Raw genomic sequence first — 16417 nt, forward strand, 5'->3', positions numbered from 1 at the left:
CCGACCGGGCACCAACCGAAGGAGAGGTACACCAGATGAGCGAGCAGAACCCCGGCACCGAGACCCCCGTGGTGCTCGTCCTCAACGGGCCCAACCTGGACCGCCTGGGCAAGCGCGAGCCCGCGATCTACGGCACGACCACCCTGGCCGACGTCGAGGCGGAGATCACCGCCGAGGCCGAGCGCCTGGGCTGGCGCGCAGAGTTCGCGCAGTCCAACCACGAAGGCGAGCTGATCGACCGCGTCCACGAGGCCGCCGACCGCGGCCTGCCGGTGATCATCAACCCCGGCGGCTTCACCCACACCTCCGTCGCCCTGCGCGACGCCCTGGCCGAGATCTCCGACGGCGCGGGCTTCTACGAGGTGCACATCTCCAACGTCCACGCCCGCGAGGCGTTCCGGCACCACTCCTACCTCTCGCCGATCGCGCGCGGGGTCATCGCCGGGCTGGGCACCTACGGCTACCTCGCCGCACTGGGTGCGCTGGCGCGGGCGTCGGAAAGCGCCTGAAGCCGCAAGGGCCTGTCGCCGGGGCCGGGCGGGGAACTAGAGTGAGTTCAGCCCGATAAAACGAACCCGGAGGTTGAACCCATGGCTCTCGCCGACACCCGCTTCCTCACCCGGCGGCGCACCCTCGCCGCGCGGCTGGCCGCCCAGCGCATCGACTCGATGCTGGTGACCAGCCCGCTGCACGTGCGCTACCTCTCCGGGTTCACCGGTGACGACGGCGCGCTGGTGCTGTCCAAGGACCTCTCCGCGACGATCTGCACCGACGGCCGCTACGCCACGCAGGTCGCCGAGGAGGTCCCGGACATCGAGGCCGTCATCGACCGCGCCTACGCCGCGACCCTGCTCGACGGCCTGGACCGGCCGCGCCGCGTCGGCTTCGAGGCCGACTACCTGAGTGTCTCCGAGCTGGAGAAGCTGCGCGAGTCCGCCGGCGAGGACATCACCCTGGTGCCCGTCTCCGGGGTCATCGAGGAGATCCGTCTGGTCAAGGACGGCCTCGAGCTGACCCGCCTGCGCGAGGTCGCCGCCCTGGCCAACGAGGCCTTCAAGGGGCTCATCGACAACGGCGAGCTGGCCGTGGGACGCGCCGAGCGCGAGGTCGCCGCCGACCTCGAGCACCGCATGCGGCTCAACGGCGGGGAGTCCACGAGCTTCCCGACGATCGTCGCCTCCGGACCGAACTCCGCCAAGCCGCACCACGGCGCCGGCGAGCGGATCATCGAGAAGGGCGACCTGGTCACCATCGACTTCGGCGCGCTGCGCCTCGGCTACAACTCGGACATGACCCGCACGCTGGTCATGGGCGAGCCCGACGAGTTCTCCCGCGAGATCTACGAGGTCGTCCGCCGGGCCCAGCAGGCCGGTATCGAGGCCGCCACCGTCGGCCGCCCCGTCGCCGAGGTCGACGCCGCCGCGCGCGCCGTCATCTCCGAGGCGGGCTACGGGGAGTACTTCGTGCACTCCACCGGCCACGGCGTGGGCCGCCAGGTCCACGAGGCGCCCTTCGCCTCCCAGCGCGGCCAGGGCACGCTCGCCGAGAACATGACGCTGACCATCGAGCCGGGCATCTACGTGCCGGGCCGCGGCGGCGTGCGCATCGAGGACACCCTGATCATCACCCCGGGCCGCCCGGAGATCATCACCGAGTTCCCGCGCGAGCTCACCGTCATCGACTGACGCCGCCCGCGCCCACCGCCCCGGCCGGGACCCGGGGCAGGGGCCGTGGTGTAAGCTGTCCCGAGTCCGAAAACCGATAGCACATCGTCACGTCAGGAGAGTCACTCAGTGGCAACCACCGCCGACTTCAAGAACGGCCTTGTCCTCAAGGTCGATGGCAAGCTGCAGCAGATCATCGAGTTCCAGCACGTCAAGCCCGGCAAGGGCCCGGCCTTCGTGCGCACCAAGCTCAAGGACGTCGTCTCCGGCAAGACCATCGACAAGACGTGGAACGCCGGTGTGAAGGTCGAGACGGCCACCGTGGACCGCCGCGACATGACCTACCTGTACTTCGACGGCTCCGCCTACGTCGTCATGGACGACAAGACCTACGAGCAGTACGAGCTGACCCCGGACAAGTTCGGCGACGCCGCCCGCTTCCTGCTGGAGAACATGCGCGTGCAGGTCTCCTTCCACGACGGTGAGGCCCTCTTCGCCGAGCTGCCCGTCTCCGTCGACCTCAAGGTCGAGCACACCGACCCGGGCCTGCAGGGCGACCGCTCCACCGGCGGCACCAAGCCCGCCACCCTCGAGACCGGCGCCGAGATCCAGGTGCCGCTGTTCATCGAGACCGGCAACGTGCTCAAGGTCGACACCCGCTCCGGCGAGTACCTCTCCCGCGTCAACAACTAGTCCGGGCGAGAGCACAGTGAGCAGCGAACGCGTAGACAAGTTCCGTCGTCGGGGCAGCCGGTACAAGGCCCGCCGCCGCGCCGTGGACATCCTCTTCGAGTCGGAGGCCCGGGACCTCGACCCCGTGGCCGTGGTCGAGGAGCGGGTCGAGCTGGCGCGCGACCGGGAGAACCAGGTCGCCCCCGTCGCCGACTACACCCGGCAGATCGTCGCCGGCGTGGCCGAGGAACTCGACGGCGTGGACGACGCCATCGAGCGCTACCTCGTCGAGGACTGGGACTTCGAGCGCATCCCCGCCGTCGACCGCGCCATCCTGCGCGTGGCCGTCTGGGAGCTGCTGTTCAACGAGGACGTGCCCGTGCCGGCCGCCGTCGCCCAGGGCGTCGAGCTGGCCAGCGAGTACTCCACCGACGCCGCCGGCCCGTACATCAACGCGCTGCTCGACGAGGTCGCGCACAACCGCGAGGAACTGCGCACCGCGGCCGCCGGCGCCGCGGCGGCTGACGCTGCGGCGGCTGACGCCGCCGCAGCCGGGGACGCCGCCGGGACCTCGGCTGACGCCGATGCCGCCGAGACCTCGACCGACGACGTCGATGCCGAGGTCGCGGACGAGGCCGCCGGCGGTGCGGGCGACGCCAGGACCGGTGAGACCACCGGCCCCTTCGGCGAGGTCCGCATGGACACCGGCATCGAGGCCGTCGGCGTCGAGGGCGTCGAGCCGCACCACGCCGGCTCCGCCTACCCGCGCTCCGGTCAGGCCACCGGCGTCAACGCCGCGGCCCCGGCCGACGAGGACGACGAGTCCGGCACCGCGCACTGACGCTTTTCGGAGACGTGAGAAAGACCCCGCCTCGGCGGGGTCTTTTCATGCGGTGAGGGCCGGGACGGCCTGTCTCGGTCCGGTCGGTTCGGCGTGGGACGTCGGGTGGGCCGGGCCCCGGCTAGCTGGTGGCGCGCATGATCGCGCCGGCGTCCTTGACGACCTCGTCCTGGGCGGCGGCGACCTCGGAGATCATCTTCGGCAGCGCGTCGGCCAGCTGGGCGTCGGTGATGCCGGGCGAGGCGATGAGCATCGCCTCGGTGCGCAGCGTGGTCACCGGGCCGGCCTCGGGCTTCTGCGGGTCCGGCGGGGTGCGGCGCACCACGGCCTTCGCCGAGAAGGTCCCGGAGATGAAGCGGTTGGCGGCCAGCGCCAGCGGCTCGGCCTCGGAGACCTCGAGGTCCTCGACGGCGCGCTCGCAGGCGACGATGACCACGGTCTCCAGCACGAGGGCGTGGATGCGCCGGGCGTCGTGGATCAGGGTGACGCCCTTGTCGCCCTCGGGGGCGGGGGCCTCGCCCAGCGAGAGGAGCGTCTCGGCGATGCGCTGGCGGTCGACCGGGGTCAGGGTGGTGTTGTCGAAGCTCACTTGGCGTCCTCCTCGTTGTCTCCCGCGGGCTGCCCGGCGGCCTGGGCCGCGTCCGCCTCAGCGGCCGCCGCGTGGGCGGCGTGCGGGTCCTCCCAGTCGACGACCTCGGGGAAGGCCTGGGCCAGCTTGGCGAAGGTGTCCACGGTCTGGCGCAGGTAGTAGACGAGGAAGTCGCGGATCTGCTCGTCGGTCAGGCCCTGGCCGACGGTCTGCCGGGCGCGGGCGCACACGGCCAGGCGGCCGTCCTCGGAGCCCTCGGTGACGAAGAGGACGGGCACGAAATTGCGCTCGTTCATCGTGCGGGTGACCTCGAGGATGGAGCCGGCGCGGGCGGCGGGCACCTCGCCGCGCCAGTAGCCCTCGGCGCGCAGCTCGCCGCCGTCGACGACGAAGGCGACGGCCGTGTCGACGAAGCCGGTGACGATGCGGGTCTTCTCCGGGTCCGAGGTGTGGTCGCGGACCTCGTACTCGAGGCCGATCGCCTGGAGCGCGGCCTCGATGCGGGCGGGCCCGACCGGGGTGGGGGTCTCAGTTACTTGTTCGCTCACGCCGCCCCAGGGTACGCGAGCACCCGACCGCCGTCGGTCCCGGGGAGAGGCTGGACCACCGCGCGGGAAGGCGCCGGGGCAGAGCACAGGGGAGGCAGCGGGAGAGTGCGCCGGGGACCGGCGCCGGGGAGTGGACTCAGGCGTCCGCGAGCTCCTCGCCGCCGAGCTCGTGGGCCAGCGCGTCGGCCAGCTCGCGGTACCGGAAGACGTGACCGGCGGCCTCGAGCCGGGAGGGCACCACCCGCTGGTCGGCGAGCGCCAGTTCCTCGGCGCCCTCGCGGCCGAGCAGCAGTGCCGGGCCGAAGCCGGGCACGGGGAAGGCCGAGGGCCGGTGCATCTCGCGGCCCAGCGCCTTGGCGAAGCCGGCGGCGCGCACCGGCGACGGCGCGCTGGCGTTGACGGGGCCGGCCAGCGCGGCGTCGACGATCGCGCGAACGTAGATGTCGCTGAGGTCGTCGAGGGCGATCCACGGCAGCCAGGCGGTGCCGTCGCCGAGCGCGCCGCCGAGGCCGGTGTTGAAGAGCACCCGGTAGAGCGGCAGGATGCCCGCCCCGCCCGAGAGCACCAGGCCGGTGCGCACGTTAACCACGCGCTTTCCGGCCGCGCGGGCCGGGGCGCAGGCGGCCTCCCACTCGGCGCACAGCTCGGCCAGGAAGCCGTCGCCGGGCTCGGAGTCCTCGCCGAGGAACTCGTCGCCGCGGTCGGCGCCGTACCAGCCGACCGCCGAGGCGCAGACCATCACGTCGCAGCGTTCGGAGGCCGCGACCAGCTCGGCGAGTCGGCGGGTCGGGCCGATGCGCGAGTCGCGCAGCTTGGCCTTATGGGCGTCGGTGAACCGGCCCATGATCGGCTCGCCGGCCAGGTGCACCAGGGCGTCGACGTCGTCGAGCAGGTGCCCGTCGGGGTCGGTGGGGTCCCAGTGGCGCTCGCCGTCGCCGGCCTCGCCGCGCACCAGCGGCACCACGCGCACCCCGGCGGTGCCCAGCTGGGCGCACAGCGCCCGGCCGACGGTGCCGCTGGAGCCGGTGACCGCGACCGTGAGCGCCGGCAGGTCCAGCGGGCGTCCGGCGTCCGCGTCGTCGGCGGTGCCAGCCCCCGCACCCACGGCGCCGGAACCGGCGACGCCGGCACGCGCGGCGTCGTTAATCTCCCCGCCACGGGCGATCGCGGCCAGGCGGCGCAGCGCCTCGAGGTCGGCGACGAGCTGGTGCTGGCGGTAGGCGAAGGCCGGTGCCAGGCTGCGGGCCGGCACGCGCGTGGTCACCTCGTCGGTGATGCGGGTGTTGCCCTCCGGGGCGTCGGCGAAGCGGTGCAGGTGGCGCCACTGGGTGAGCGCGCGCACGGGCGCGGAGACGCAGACGTCGACGAAGCTGCGGCCCGGCTGGAAGCCGGAGAGGTCGTGGCGCGCCTCCCATCGCAGGCCCGCCGGCAGGCCGAAGACGGTGGTGCCGTCGGCCAGGGAGGACGCCTGGCTGAGCGGCGTCATCGGCAGGAAGGGCGGGGTGAGGCGTTCGACCGCACCCGAACGGGTGTGCCAGCGCCACACGGCCGCACGGTCGGCGGGGACGAGATGTCTGGTGGTCAGGCTCACGGTGCACGTCTTTCGGGGGAGCGGACAAGGTCACCGGGGACGGTCCGCCGTGGCGGCTGGTGTAAAGTGAGGGCCGCCTGTAGGCATATTCCATCTCCGGTCCGCGAGTCTATCCGAGCCGGGGGACATCCTTTAAGGACCGCACCGAGAGGCGGGGAAGGAGGTCACGATGAGCGAGAGGCCGCAGCGCGCCGACGAGTCCGTCGAAATTCTCGACGCAGACCAGTTCGGCCGCACCGTCGCGCGCATCGCGCACCAGATCATCGAGAAGACAGCACTGGACGCGGAAGGCACCGGCAGGGTGATCCTGCTCGGCATCCCCTCGGGAGGGGTGCCGCTGGCCAAGCGACTCGCCGCCGCGATCCACGAGTTCTCGGGGGTGGAGGTCTTCGCCGGCGCCCTCGACACCACGCTCTACCGCGACGACATCTACCGTCGCCCGCACCGCGCGCTGAAGCCCACGACGCTGCCCGAGGAGGGCGTGGACGGCACCACCGTGGTGCTCGTCGACGACGTTCTGTTCTCCGGGCGCACCGTCCGCGCCGCGCTCGACGCACTGCGCGACGAGGGACGCCCGAGCCGGATCCAGCTGGCCGTGCTGGTTGACCGCGGCCACCGCGAACTGCCCATCCGGGCCGACTACGTGGGCAAGAACCTGCCCACCGCCCGCGAGGAGGACGTCACCGTCACCCTCGCCGAGATCGACGGCACCGACGCGGTCCACCTGATTCGCCGGGGAGGCGAAAACGCATGAAGCACCTGCTGGACATCGCGGACCTGAGCCGCGAGGAGATCATCGGCCTGATGGACGAGGCGGACAACTTCCGCCGCGCGCTCGAGGGCCGCGAGATCAAGAAGCTGCCCACCCTGCGCGGGCGCACCGTGTTCACCCTGTTCTACGAGAACTCCACGCGCACCCGGTCCTCCTTCGAGACCGCGGGCAAGTGGATGAGCGCCGACGTCATCAACATCTCGGCGAGCTCCTCGTCGGTGGCCAAGGGCGAGTCGCTCAAGGACACCGGCGAGACGATCACCGCCGTCGGCGCCGACGCGATCATCATCCGCCACCCCTCCTCGGGCGCGGCCCGCCACCTGGCGGACCAGCTCGACGCCGAGGGGCGTGCCACCCACGTCATCAACGCCGGCGACGGCCGTCACCAGCACCCCACCCAGGCGCTGCTGGACGCGGTGACCATGCGCCAGCGCCTCGGCCACGTCGAGGGCCTGCGCGTCGCCATCGTCGGCGACTGCCTGCACTCGCGCGTGGTCCGCTCCAACGTGGACCTGCTGACCAAGCTCGGCGCCCAGGTGGTCCTGGTCGCCCCGCCGACGCTTCTGCCCGTGGCGGTGGAGAACTGGCCGGTCGAGATCTCCCACGACTTCGACGCCGAGGTCGGAAAGGCCGACGTGGTGATGATGCTGCGCGTGCAGGCCGAGCGCATGCACGGCGGCTTCTTCCCCTCCCACCGCGAGTACGCGGCGCTCTACGGCCTGTCCAAGGAGCGCGCCGCCCGCATGAAGGACAGCGCGATCGTCATGCACCCCGGCCCGATGCTGCGCGGCATGGAGATCAACTACGCCGTGGCCGACGCCCCGCACACCGCGGTCCTGCAGCAGGTCCACAACGGCGTGCACGTGCGCATGGCCGTCCTGCACACCCTCCTTTCCCACGGCGGCGACGTTGCCGCGGCCACCGCGGGTCCGTCCACCACCGAAAGCGCCGAGGCCTGAGATGAGCGAGAACACCGTGAACAAGATTGACGACGCCGCGCAGGCCGGCGCGGGTGCGCCGGCGGACTGGCCGGCCACGGGCCGGCTGGCGGCCCACCCGGCCGGCAGCCTGCTGATCCGCAACGTGCGCCCCTACGGCGAGGGCGAGCCGGTCAACGTGCTCGTCGAGGACGGCGTGATCGCCTCCCTCGACGCGCCGGCCGACCAGACCGCCGACGAGGTCCTCGAGGGCGACGGGGGAGTGCTGCTTCCCGGCCTGGTGGACATGCACGTCCACCTGCGCGAGCCCGGCCGCGAGGACACCGAGACCATCGAGACCGGCTCGCGGGCCGCGGCCCGCGGCGGTTTCACCGCCGTGTTCACCATGGCGAACACGAAGCCCGTGACCGACCAGCCGACCATCGCCGAGAGCGTGTGGGCCAAGGGCCAGGCCCTGGGCCTGTGCGACGTCCACCCGGTCGGCTCGATCACCCAGGGGCTCAAGGGCGAGAAGATCACCGAGTACGGCATGATGGCCCGCTCGGACGCGAAGGTCCGCATGTTCTCCGACGACGGCGTGTGCGTGGACAACCCGCTGATCATGCGCCGCGCCCTCGAGTACGCCCGCGGCCTGGACGTGCTGCTGGCCCAGCACGCCGAGGACCCCCGCCTGGTCGAGGACGGCACCGCCAACGAGGGCGAGGTCTCCGGACGCCTCGGCCTGGTCGGCCGCCCCCGCACCGCCGAGGAGTCCGTGGTCATCCGCGACGCGCTGCTGGCCCGCGACTACGGCAACCGCCTGCACGTCTGCCACGCCTCCACGCGCGGCACCGTCGAGCTGCTGCGCTGGGCCAAGGACCACGACATCGCCGTGACCGCCGAGGTCACCCCGCACCACCTGATGCTCACCGACGAGCTGATCACCGGCTACGACGGCCGCTACCGCGTCAACCCGCCGCTGCGCGAGAAGGACGACACCGAGGCCCTGCGCGAGGCGCTGCTCGACGGCACCGTCGACTGCGTGGCCACCGACCACGCCCCGCACGGCTCCGAGGAGAAGTGCTGCGACTTCGAGCACGCCCTTCCCGGCATGCTCGGCCTGGAGACCTCGCTGGCCGTGGTGGCCAAGCTCTTCGTGGCCACCGGGCGCGCCGACTGGCGCTTCGTCGCCCGCGTGATGAGCGAGCGGCCCGCCGAGATCGTGCGCCTGCCCGGCCACGGCCGCCCCGTGGCCGTCGGCGAGCCGGCGAACCTGACCGTCGTCGACCCGCACCGCCCCTGGACGGTGCACGGCGGGGACCTGGCCTCGAAGTCCGAGAACACCCCGTACGAGGGCCTCGAGTTCGACGCCCGGGTGACCGCGACCGTCCTGCGCGGCAAGGTCACCCACTCCCTGGCGGCCGAGGCCGATGCCTGAACCGGCGCCCGACGCAGACACTGACTTGAGGTCGGCCGGGTCGAGCCGGCCGGACCAGATGAACCAACTGAAAGGCGACACCGTGACGCAACCGCACACCACCGCGCGACCCGGCAGGGCCGTGCTCGTCCTCGCCGACGGCCGGGTGTTCACCGGCGTGCCCTTCGGGGCCACCGGCACCACCCTCGGCGAGGCGGTCTTCACCACCGGCATGACCGGCTACCAGGAGACCATGACCGACCCGTCCTACCACCGCCAGATCGTGGCGACCACGGCCCCGCAGATCGGCAACACCGGCTGGAACGACGAGGACGACGAGTCCCGCGGCGACCGCATCTGGGTCGCCGGCCTGGTCATCCGCGACCTCTCGGCCGCCGTGTCGAGCTGGCGCGCCTCCGGCACCCTCGAGGCGGCGATGGTCGAGCAGGGCGTGGTCGGCATCCGCGGCGTCGACACCCGTTCGCTCGTGCGCCACCTGCGCAACCACGGCTCCATCGCCGCCGGCGTCTTCTCCGGCGCCGACGCCGAGGCCCCGCGCGAGGAGCTCGTGGAGAAGGTCCGCTCCCAGCCGGCGATGGCCGGCGCGGACCTGGCCCGCGAGGTCTCCACCGACGAGGCCTACGAGGTGTCCGCCGAGGGCGAGGAGCGCTTCACCGTCGTCGCCTACGACATGGGCATCAAGTCCAACACCCCGCGCCACCTGGCCCGCCGCGGCGTGCACACGGTCGTCGTGCCGGCCAACACCCCCTACAAGGACATCGAGAAGTACCACGCCGACGGCGTGTTCATCTCGAACGGCCCGGGCGACCCGGCCACCGCCGACGAGATGGTCGAGGTCACCCGCGACGTCATCCGCGCGCACGTGCCGCTGTTCGGCATCTGCTTCGGCAACCAGATCCTCGGCCGCGCCCTCGGGCTGGAGACCTACAAGCTGAAGTTCGGCCACCGCGGCCTGAACGTGCCGGTGATCAACCACGACACCGGGCGCATCCACATCACCTCGCAGAACCACGGCTTCGCCCTCAAGGGCGAGCCGGGCCAGAGGTTCGACACCGACTTCGGGCCGGCGCGGGTGACCCACACCTGCCTCAACGACGACTGCGTCGAGGGCGTCGCCCTCGCCGACGGCATGGCCTTCTCCGTGCAGTACCACCCGGAGGCCGCCGCCGGCCCGCACGACGCCGGCGAGATGTTCGACCGCTTCGTCGAACTGATGGAGAAGCACTCGCCCAACCGCGGCGACAACGACCGGGAGGACACCAAGTAATGCCCAAGCGCAACGACATCAGCCACGTCCTGGTCATCGGCTCCGGGCCGATCGTCATCGGCCAGGCCTGCGAGTTCGACTACTCCGGCACCCAGGCCTGCCGCGTGCTGCGGCAGGAGGGCCTGCGGGTCACCCTGGTCAACTCGAACCCGGCGACGATCATGACGGACCCCGAGTTCGCCGACCACACCTACGTCGAGCCGATCAAGCCCGAGTACATCGAGAAGGTCTTCGCCAAGGAGGCCGAGGAGGGCCACCCGATCGACGCGGTGCTGGCCACCCTGGGCGGCCAGACCGCCCTGAACGCCGCCATCCAGCTCGACCGCCTCGGCATCCTGGACAAGTACGGCGCCGAGCTCATCGGCGCCGACATCGACGCCATCGAGCGCGGCGAGGACCGCCAGAAGTTCAAGGACATCGTCGCCTCCATCGGCGGCGAGTCCGCCCGCTCCGCGGTCTGCCACACCATGGACGAGGTCTACGAGGTCGTCGAGGACCTCGGCCTGCCCGTGGTCGTGCGCCCCTCCTTCACCATGGGCGGCCTGGGCTCCGGCCTGGCCTACACCCACGAGGACCTCGAACGCATCGCCGGCGACGGCCTGGCCGCCAGCCCCGAGGCCAACGTGCTCATCGAGGAGTCCATCCTCGGCTGGAAGGAGTACGAGCTGGAGCTGATGCGCGACGGCGACGACAACGTCGTGGTCATCGCCTCCATCGAGAACGTCGACGCCCTCGGCGTGCACACCGGCGACTCCGTGACCGTGGCCCCGGCGATGACGCTGACGGACCGCGAGTACCAGAAGATGCGTGACCAGGGCATCGCCATCATCCGCGCCGTCGGCGTGGACACCGGCGGCTGCAACATCCAGTTCGCCCTCAACCCCGAGGACGGCCGCCTGATCACCATCGAGATGAACCCGCGCGTGTCCCGCTCCTCGGCGCTGGCGTCGAAGGCCACCGGCTTCCCGATCGCCAAAATCGCCGCGAAGCTGGCCATCGGCTACACCCTCGACGAGATCACCAACGACATCACCGGCGTGACCCCGGCCGCCTTCGAGCCGACCCTCGACTACGTCATCGTCAAGGCCCCGCGCTTCGCCTTCGCGAAGTTCCCCGGCGCCGACGACACGCTGACGACCACGATGAAGTCCGTCGGCGAGGCCATGGGGATCGGCCGCAACTACATCAGCGGCCTGAACAAGGTCATGCGCTCCCTCGAGCAGAAGCCCGCCGGCTTCTGGACCGCCCCCGACGAGTCCTTCGCCGGCGAGCGCGCCCACGACGTCAAGGCCGTGCTCGAGGATCTGCGGCGCCCGACCGAGGGCCGCATGTACGACGTCGAGCTGGCGCTGCGCCTGGGTGCGAGCGTGGCCGAGGTCCACGAGGCCAGCGGCCTGGACCCCTGGTTCCTCGCCGAGCTCGAGCAGCTCGTCGCCTTCCGCACCGAGGTCCTCGAGGCGCCGGTGCTCGACTCCGACCTGCTGCGCCGCGCGAAGGTCTTCGGGCTCTCCGACGCCCAGATCGCCGCGCTGCGCCCGGAGTTCGCCGGCGAGACCGGCGTGCGCCGCCTGCGCCACTCGCTGGGCATCCGCCCGGTGTACAAGACCGTGGACACCTGCGCCGCCGAGTTCGAGGCGCGCACCCCGTACCACTACTCGGCCTACGAGCTCGACCCGGAGGCCGAGAGCGAGGTCCGCCCGCAGACCGAGAAGAAGAAGGTCATCATCCTCGGCTCGGGCCCGAACCGCATCGGCCAGGGCATCGAGTTCGACTACTCCTGCGTCCACGCCGCCCTGGAGCTCTCCCGCGTCGGCTACGAGACCGTGATGGTCAACTGCAACCCGGAGACCGTCTCCACCGACTACGACACCGCCGACCGCCTCTACTTCGAGCCGCTGACCCTCGAGGACGTCCTCGAGGTCTACCACGCCGAGGCCGCCTCGGGCACCGTCGCCGGCGTGATCGTCCAGCTCGGCGGGCAGACCCCGCTGGGCCTGGCCGAGGCGCTCAAGGCCGAGGGCCTGCCCGTGGTGGGCACCACCCCGGAGTCGATCAACAACGCCGAGGACCGCGGCGAGTTCGGCCGCGTGCTCGCCGAGGCCCAGCTGCCCGCGCCGGAGTACGGCACCGCGACCACCTTCGAGGAGGCCCGCGACGTCGCCGCCGGCATCGGCTACCCCGTGCTCGTGCGCCCCAGCTACGTGCTGGGCGGGCGCGGCATGGAGATCGTCTACGACGAGCAGAGCCTCGAGGGCTACATCGAGCGCGCCACCGAGCTCAGCTCGGACCACCCGGTGCTCGTCGACCGCTTCCTGGACAACGCCATCGAGATCGACGTCGACGCCCTGTGCGACGGCGAGGAGGTCTACCTGGCCGGCGTCATGGAGCACATCGAGGAGGCCGGCATCCACTCCGGCGACTCGGCCTGTGCGCTGCCGCCGATGACCCTGGGGCCGCAGGACATCGACAACGTGCGCCGCTCGACGGCCGCGCTGGCCCACGGCATCGGCGTCAAGGGCCTGATGAACGTCCAGTTCGCGCTCAAGGACAACACCCTCTACGTCATCGAGGCCAACCCGCGCGCCTCGCGCACGGTGCCCTTCGTCTCGAAGGCCACCGGCGTGCACCTGGCCAAGGCGGCCGCCCGCATCATGATGGGCGCGACCCTGGCCGAGCTGCGCGGCGAGGGCATGATCCCGGAGTCCTACGACGGCGGCTCGCTGCCGCTGGACGCCCCGATCGCGGTCAAGGAGGCGGTGCTCCCGTTCAACCGCTTCCGCACCCCCGAGGGCGAGATGCTGGACACCCTGCTCAGCCCGGAGATGAAGTCCACCGGTGAGGTCATGGGCCTGGCCGGCGACTTCGGCACCGCCTACGCCAAGGCCGAGGACGCCGCCTTCGGCGAGCTGCCCGTGGAGGGCACGGTGTTCGTCTCCGTGGCCAACCAGGACAAGCGCACCCTGATCCTGCCGATCCAGCGGCTGGCCGGCCTGAGCTTCACCATCATGGCCACCCACGGCACCGCGCAGATGCTGCGCCGCAACGGCGTGGCCTGCGAGACCGTGCTCAAGGCCTCCGAGGTGCGCGAGGGCGCCGAGGGCCGCTCCATCGTCGACCGCATCATCGACGGCGACGTGGACCTGATCCTCAACACCCCGGCCGGCTCCGCCGGCGCGCGCCACGACGGCTACGACATCCGCGCCGCCGCCGTGCACTCCGGTGTGCCGCTGGTGACCACGGTGCAGGGCACCGTCGCCGCCGTGCAGGGCATCGAGGCCCTGCGCGCCGGTGGGCTGACCGTGCGCCCGCTGCAGCAGCTCGAGCACACCCCGGTGGCGAAGTTCGTCGCCGAGGGCGGTGAGAAGCTGTGACCGCGGACTCCGGGACTTCTCCGGGCACTTCGGCCACCCCGGCCGCCCCGGCCGCCCCGACCGCCGGGGCCGAGGCGACCTTCGGTGCGCGCCTGGCCGCGGCGGGGGAGCGCTTCGGACGGCTGTGCGTGGGCGTGGACCCGCACGCGCGCCTGCTGCACGACTGGGGCCTCGAGGACGACGTCCACGGCCTGGCCGAGTTCTCCGCGCGCTGCGTGGAGGCCTTCGCCGGCCGCGTCGGCCTGGTCAAGCCCCAGGTGGCCTTCTACGAGCGCCACGGCTCCGCCGGCCTGCGCGTCCTCGAGGAGACCCTGGCGGGCTTCCGCGAGGCCGGCACGCTGACCCTGGCGGACGCCAAGCGCGGCGACATCGGCTCGACGATGGCCGGCTACGCGGACGCGTGGCTGGGTCAGGGCTCGGCCCTGCGCGCCGACGCCGTGACCGTCTCGCCGTACCTGGGTGTCGGCGCCCTGGCGCCCGCCGCCGAGGCCGCGGCCGAGCACCACGCCGGTGTGTTCATTCTCGCGGCGACCTCCAACCCGGAGGCCGCCGAGGTGCAGCGCACCGCCGACCCGGACGGGGCGACCCTGGCCCAGCGCGTCGTCGAGGCCACCGAGCGCCTCGCCGCCGCGCACCCCGGGGCCACCTGCGGCGTCGTCGTCGGCGCGACCCTCGCCGAGGGGCCTGACCTGGCCGGATTCAGCGGCCCGGTGCTGCTGCCCGGCGTGGGCGCACAGGGCGCGAGCATCGCCGACGCCGAGCGCGTCGCCGGTGCCGCGGCCGGGCGCGCCTGGCCGAACGTCTCGCGGGCGATCCTGTCCGCGGGCCCCTCGGTCGAGGCGCTGCGCGCGGCCGTCGGGGAGTTTTCCCCGGCGTCGCTTGAGACGTAGCGCGACCCACCTGGTACTTTTGGGTACCGCCCGCCGCGGCCGGTGCGAGAGCACCGGTCGCGACGTCCATCGGCCGGGAGCGACGCGAACGGCCGGTCAAGATCGACACCGGCGCAGTCGGTGCTAGACTTACCGCACGTCATCGGACCACAGCGGTGAAATTCCGCGGCGCGGGAAGGCCTGAGCCTCCCCGTCAAGGTGCCGGTGTAAGACGGTTGTGACGGAGAGATCCGGAACGCCGCATAACCATCCGACTATGAAACTGGAGGAACCCCGTGGCCCTTCCGAAGTTGACCGACGAGCAGCGCAAGGCGGCTCTCGCCAAGGCCGCTGAGGCCCGCAAGGCCCGTGCCGAGCTCAAGGAGAAGCTCAAGCGCGGCGACATCACGCTCAAGGAGGTCCTGGACCAGGCCCAGGACGACGAGATCGTCGGCAAGACGAAGGTCTCCGCCCTGCTCGAGGCTCTGCCGAAGGTCGGCAAGGTCAAGGCCAAGGAGATCATGGAGGAGCTCGAGATCGCCCCGACCCGCCGTCTGCGCGGCCTGGGCGAGCGTCAGCGTCGTGCGCTGCTCGAGCGCTTCGGCTTCGCCGAGTAGATCATGGCAGGTGAAACCGGCGGCCGGCTCGTAGTGCTGGCCGGCCCCTCGGCCGTGGGCAAGTCCACGCTGGTCCACCTCCTGCGGGAGCGCATCGGGGACCTGTACTTCAGCGTCTCGATGACGACCCGCGCACCGCGTCCGGGCGAGGTCGACGGGGAGGACTACTTCTTCGTCACCCCCGAGGACTTCCAGGGACACATCGACTGCGGCGAGATGCTGGAGTGGGCCGAGATCCACGGCGGCCTGCAGCGTTCCGGCACCCCCGCGGCGCCGGTGCGCGAGTCCCTGACGCAGGGCCGTCCGGTCCTGATCGAGGTCGACCTGGCCGGCGCGCGCAGCATCAAGTCCCTGATGCCGGAGGCGGTCACGGTGTTCCTGGCCCCGCCGAGCTGGGACGAGCTCGTCAAGCGGCTGACCGGCCGCGGCACCGAGCCGGAGGACGTCGTCGCCCGCCGCCTCGAGACCGCGCGCACCGAGCTCGCCGCGCGCGACGAGTTCGACCGCGTCGTGGTCAACGACGACGTGGAGCGGGCTTTCGCGGAGATCAGTGCTATCCTGCGTGGAGAGGATCAGGCTCCCCGGCAGTGACCTGCTGAACGGAGCCGCGCCGCGGCGGACCGGACGTGTGTGCCCGTCCGGCCCGCCGCGGCCGCATTCAACGCAACCGAAGAAACACAGGTGTGAGTGACTAACGTGACTAACGAGACGGAAGAAAACCAGCCGGTCTTCGATCCGCCGGTCGGCATCACCGACCCGCCGATCGACCGCCTGCTCGAGAAGGTCTCCTCGAAGTACGCTCTGGCGATCTTCGCGGCCAAGCGGGCGCGCCAGATCAACGCGCACTACCAGCAGGCCGACAACGAGGTCTTCGAGTACATCGGGCCGCTGGTCACCCCGGAGCCCGGCGAGAAGCCGCTGTCGATCGCGCTGCGCGAGATCGACGCCGGCCTCCTCGAGTACGAGGAGGGCCGCTAGGCCCCTCGGGGCACCGCGCCCCGACGTCTGCTTTCCGACGCCCCCGTGCGCCCACCGTTTCCGCGGTGGGGCACGGGGGCGTCGGCGTGCGTGGGCGGCGTCGCCGGCCGGTCCGGCGTCCGGGCACGGCACCCGGGCACGGCGTCCGGGTATGGCACCCGGGTTCGGCGTCCGGGTATGGCACCCGGGCCCAGGTCCCGGGGCGTCCGCCCGCCCGGCCGGGGTATGTTCGGCAGATGAGCGCGGCCGCATCCGCGAAAGCGCCGGACCATCTGCACCGACG

General features: G+C 72.0%; 15 protein-coding genes and 1 pseudogene. 13 read left to right on the plus strand and 3 right to left on the minus strand.

Translation table 11 applies throughout. From position 1 onward, the window contains the following. The first annotated feature begins 35 nt into the window (after positions 1 to 35). The 4 genes and pseudogenes from aroQ to nusB form a co-directional block, all read left to right on the plus strand. On the plus strand, positions 36 to 509 hold the full coding sequence (gene aroQ, locus CFRA_RS05200; protein ID WP_075663742.1) for a type II 3-dehydroquinate dehydratase: 474 nt from the start codon (positions 36 to 38) through the stop codon (positions 507 to 509). A gap of 81 nt (positions 510 to 590) precedes the next feature. Beyond that, positions 591 to 1685: a M24 family metallopeptidase gene (locus CFRA_RS05205; RefSeq protein WP_075663743.1), complete on the plus strand. Its 1095-nt coding sequence runs from the start codon at positions 591 to 593 to the stop codon at positions 1683 to 1685. A gap of 108 nt (positions 1686 to 1793) precedes the next feature. Further along, on the plus strand, positions 1794 to 2357 hold the full coding sequence (efp, locus tag CFRA_RS05210; protein ID WP_075663744.1) for an elongation factor P: 564 nt from the start codon (positions 1794 to 1796) through the stop codon (positions 2355 to 2357). A 16-nt stretch (positions 2358 to 2373) separates the two neighbouring features. After that, positions 2374 to 2808, plus strand: a pseudogene (nusB, locus tag CFRA_RS11850) (transcription antitermination factor NusB); the annotation flags it as partial. Between the two features lie 490 nt (positions 2809 to 3298). Here the strand turns inward: nusB and CFRA_RS05220 are convergent. The 3 genes from CFRA_RS05220 to CFRA_RS05230 all read right to left on the minus strand — a co-directional run bounded on the left by CFRA_RS05220 (position 3299) and on the right by CFRA_RS05230 (position 5905). Continuing rightward, positions 3299 to 3766, minus strand: coding sequence for a hypothetical protein (locus CFRA_RS05220; RefSeq protein ID WP_075663746.1), 468 nt, complete (start codon positions 3764 to 3766; stop codon positions 3299 to 3301). After that, positions 3763 to 4314 carry a YbjN domain-containing protein gene (locus CFRA_RS05225; RefSeq protein WP_075663747.1) on the minus strand — a complete coding sequence of 184 codons (552 nt, stop codon included), beginning with the start codon at positions 4312 to 4314 and terminating at the stop codon, positions 3763 to 3765. Before CFRA_RS05225 ends, CFRA_RS05220 begins: the two co-directional genes overlap by 4 nt. 136 nt (positions 4315 to 4450) lie before the next feature. Further along, the gene (locus CFRA_RS05230; protein ID WP_075663748.1) at positions 4451 to 5905 is read right to left on the minus strand and encodes a TIGR01777 family oxidoreductase; all 1455 of its coding nucleotides are present in this window, start codon (positions 5903 to 5905) and stop codon (positions 4451 to 4453) included. 169 nt (positions 5906 to 6074) lie between these two features. Between CFRA_RS05230 and pyrR the strand changes: the two genes are divergently transcribed. The 9 genes from pyrR (at position 6075) to rpoZ (ending at position 16134) form a co-directional block, all read left to right on the plus strand. After that, positions 6075 to 6659, plus strand: a complete 585-nt coding sequence (gene pyrR / locus CFRA_RS05235) for a bifunctional pyr operon transcriptional regulator/uracil phosphoribosyltransferase PyrR (RefSeq protein ID WP_075663749.1) — start codon at positions 6075 to 6077, stop codon at positions 6657 to 6659. Beyond that, on the plus strand, positions 6656 to 7636 hold the full coding sequence (locus tag CFRA_RS05240; RefSeq protein ID WP_075663750.1) for an aspartate carbamoyltransferase catalytic subunit: 981 nt from the start codon (positions 6656 to 6658) through the stop codon (positions 7634 to 7636). Before pyrR ends, CFRA_RS05240 begins: the two co-directional genes overlap by 4 nt. A 1-nt stretch (position 7637) precedes the next feature. Beyond that, on the plus strand, positions 7638 to 9032 hold the full coding sequence (locus CFRA_RS05245) for a dihydroorotase (RefSeq protein WP_083666855.1): 1395 nt from the start codon (positions 7638 to 7640) through the stop codon (positions 9030 to 9032). A 58-nt stretch (positions 9033 to 9090) separates the two neighbouring features. After that, positions 9091 to 10299, plus strand: coding sequence for a glutamine-hydrolyzing carbamoyl-phosphate synthase small subunit (gene carA, locus CFRA_RS05250; protein WP_075663751.1), 1209 nt, complete (start codon positions 9091 to 9093; stop codon positions 10297 to 10299). Further along, complete coding sequence (carB, locus tag CFRA_RS05255) at positions 10299 to 13670, plus strand: carbamoyl-phosphate synthase large subunit (RefSeq protein ID WP_075663752.1); 3372 nt, start codon at positions 10299 to 10301, stop codon at positions 13668 to 13670. Before carA ends, carB begins: the two co-directional genes overlap by 1 nt. A 92-nt stretch (positions 13671 to 13762) precedes the next feature. Beyond that, the gene (pyrF, locus tag CFRA_RS05260; RefSeq protein ID WP_075664894.1) at positions 13763 to 14560 is read left to right on the plus strand and encodes an orotidine-5'-phosphate decarboxylase; all 798 of its coding nucleotides are present in this window, start codon (positions 13763 to 13765) and stop codon (positions 14558 to 14560) included. Between the two features lie 275 nt (positions 14561 to 14835). Continuing rightward, complete coding sequence (gene mihF / locus CFRA_RS05265) at positions 14836 to 15156, plus strand: integration host factor, actinobacterial type (RefSeq protein ID WP_075663753.1); 321 nt, start codon at positions 14836 to 14838, stop codon at positions 15154 to 15156. Between the two features lie 3 nt (positions 15157 to 15159). Next, the gene (gene gmk / locus CFRA_RS05270) at positions 15160 to 15747 is read left to right on the plus strand and encodes a guanylate kinase (RefSeq protein WP_075663754.1); all 588 of its coding nucleotides are present in this window, start codon (positions 15160 to 15162) and stop codon (positions 15745 to 15747) included. Between the two features lie 96 nt (positions 15748 to 15843). After that, positions 15844 to 16134: a DNA-directed RNA polymerase subunit omega gene (gene rpoZ / locus CFRA_RS05275; RefSeq protein WP_075663755.1), complete on the plus strand. Its 291-nt coding sequence runs from the start codon at positions 15844 to 15846 to the stop codon at positions 16132 to 16134. Positions 16135 to 16417: the final 283 nt, after the last annotated feature.

Source organism: Corynebacterium frankenforstense DSM 45800, assembly GCF_001941485.1.
GTDB classification, from domain to species: domain Bacteria; phylum Actinomycetota; class Actinomycetes; order Mycobacteriales; family Mycobacteriaceae; genus Corynebacterium; species Corynebacterium frankenforstense.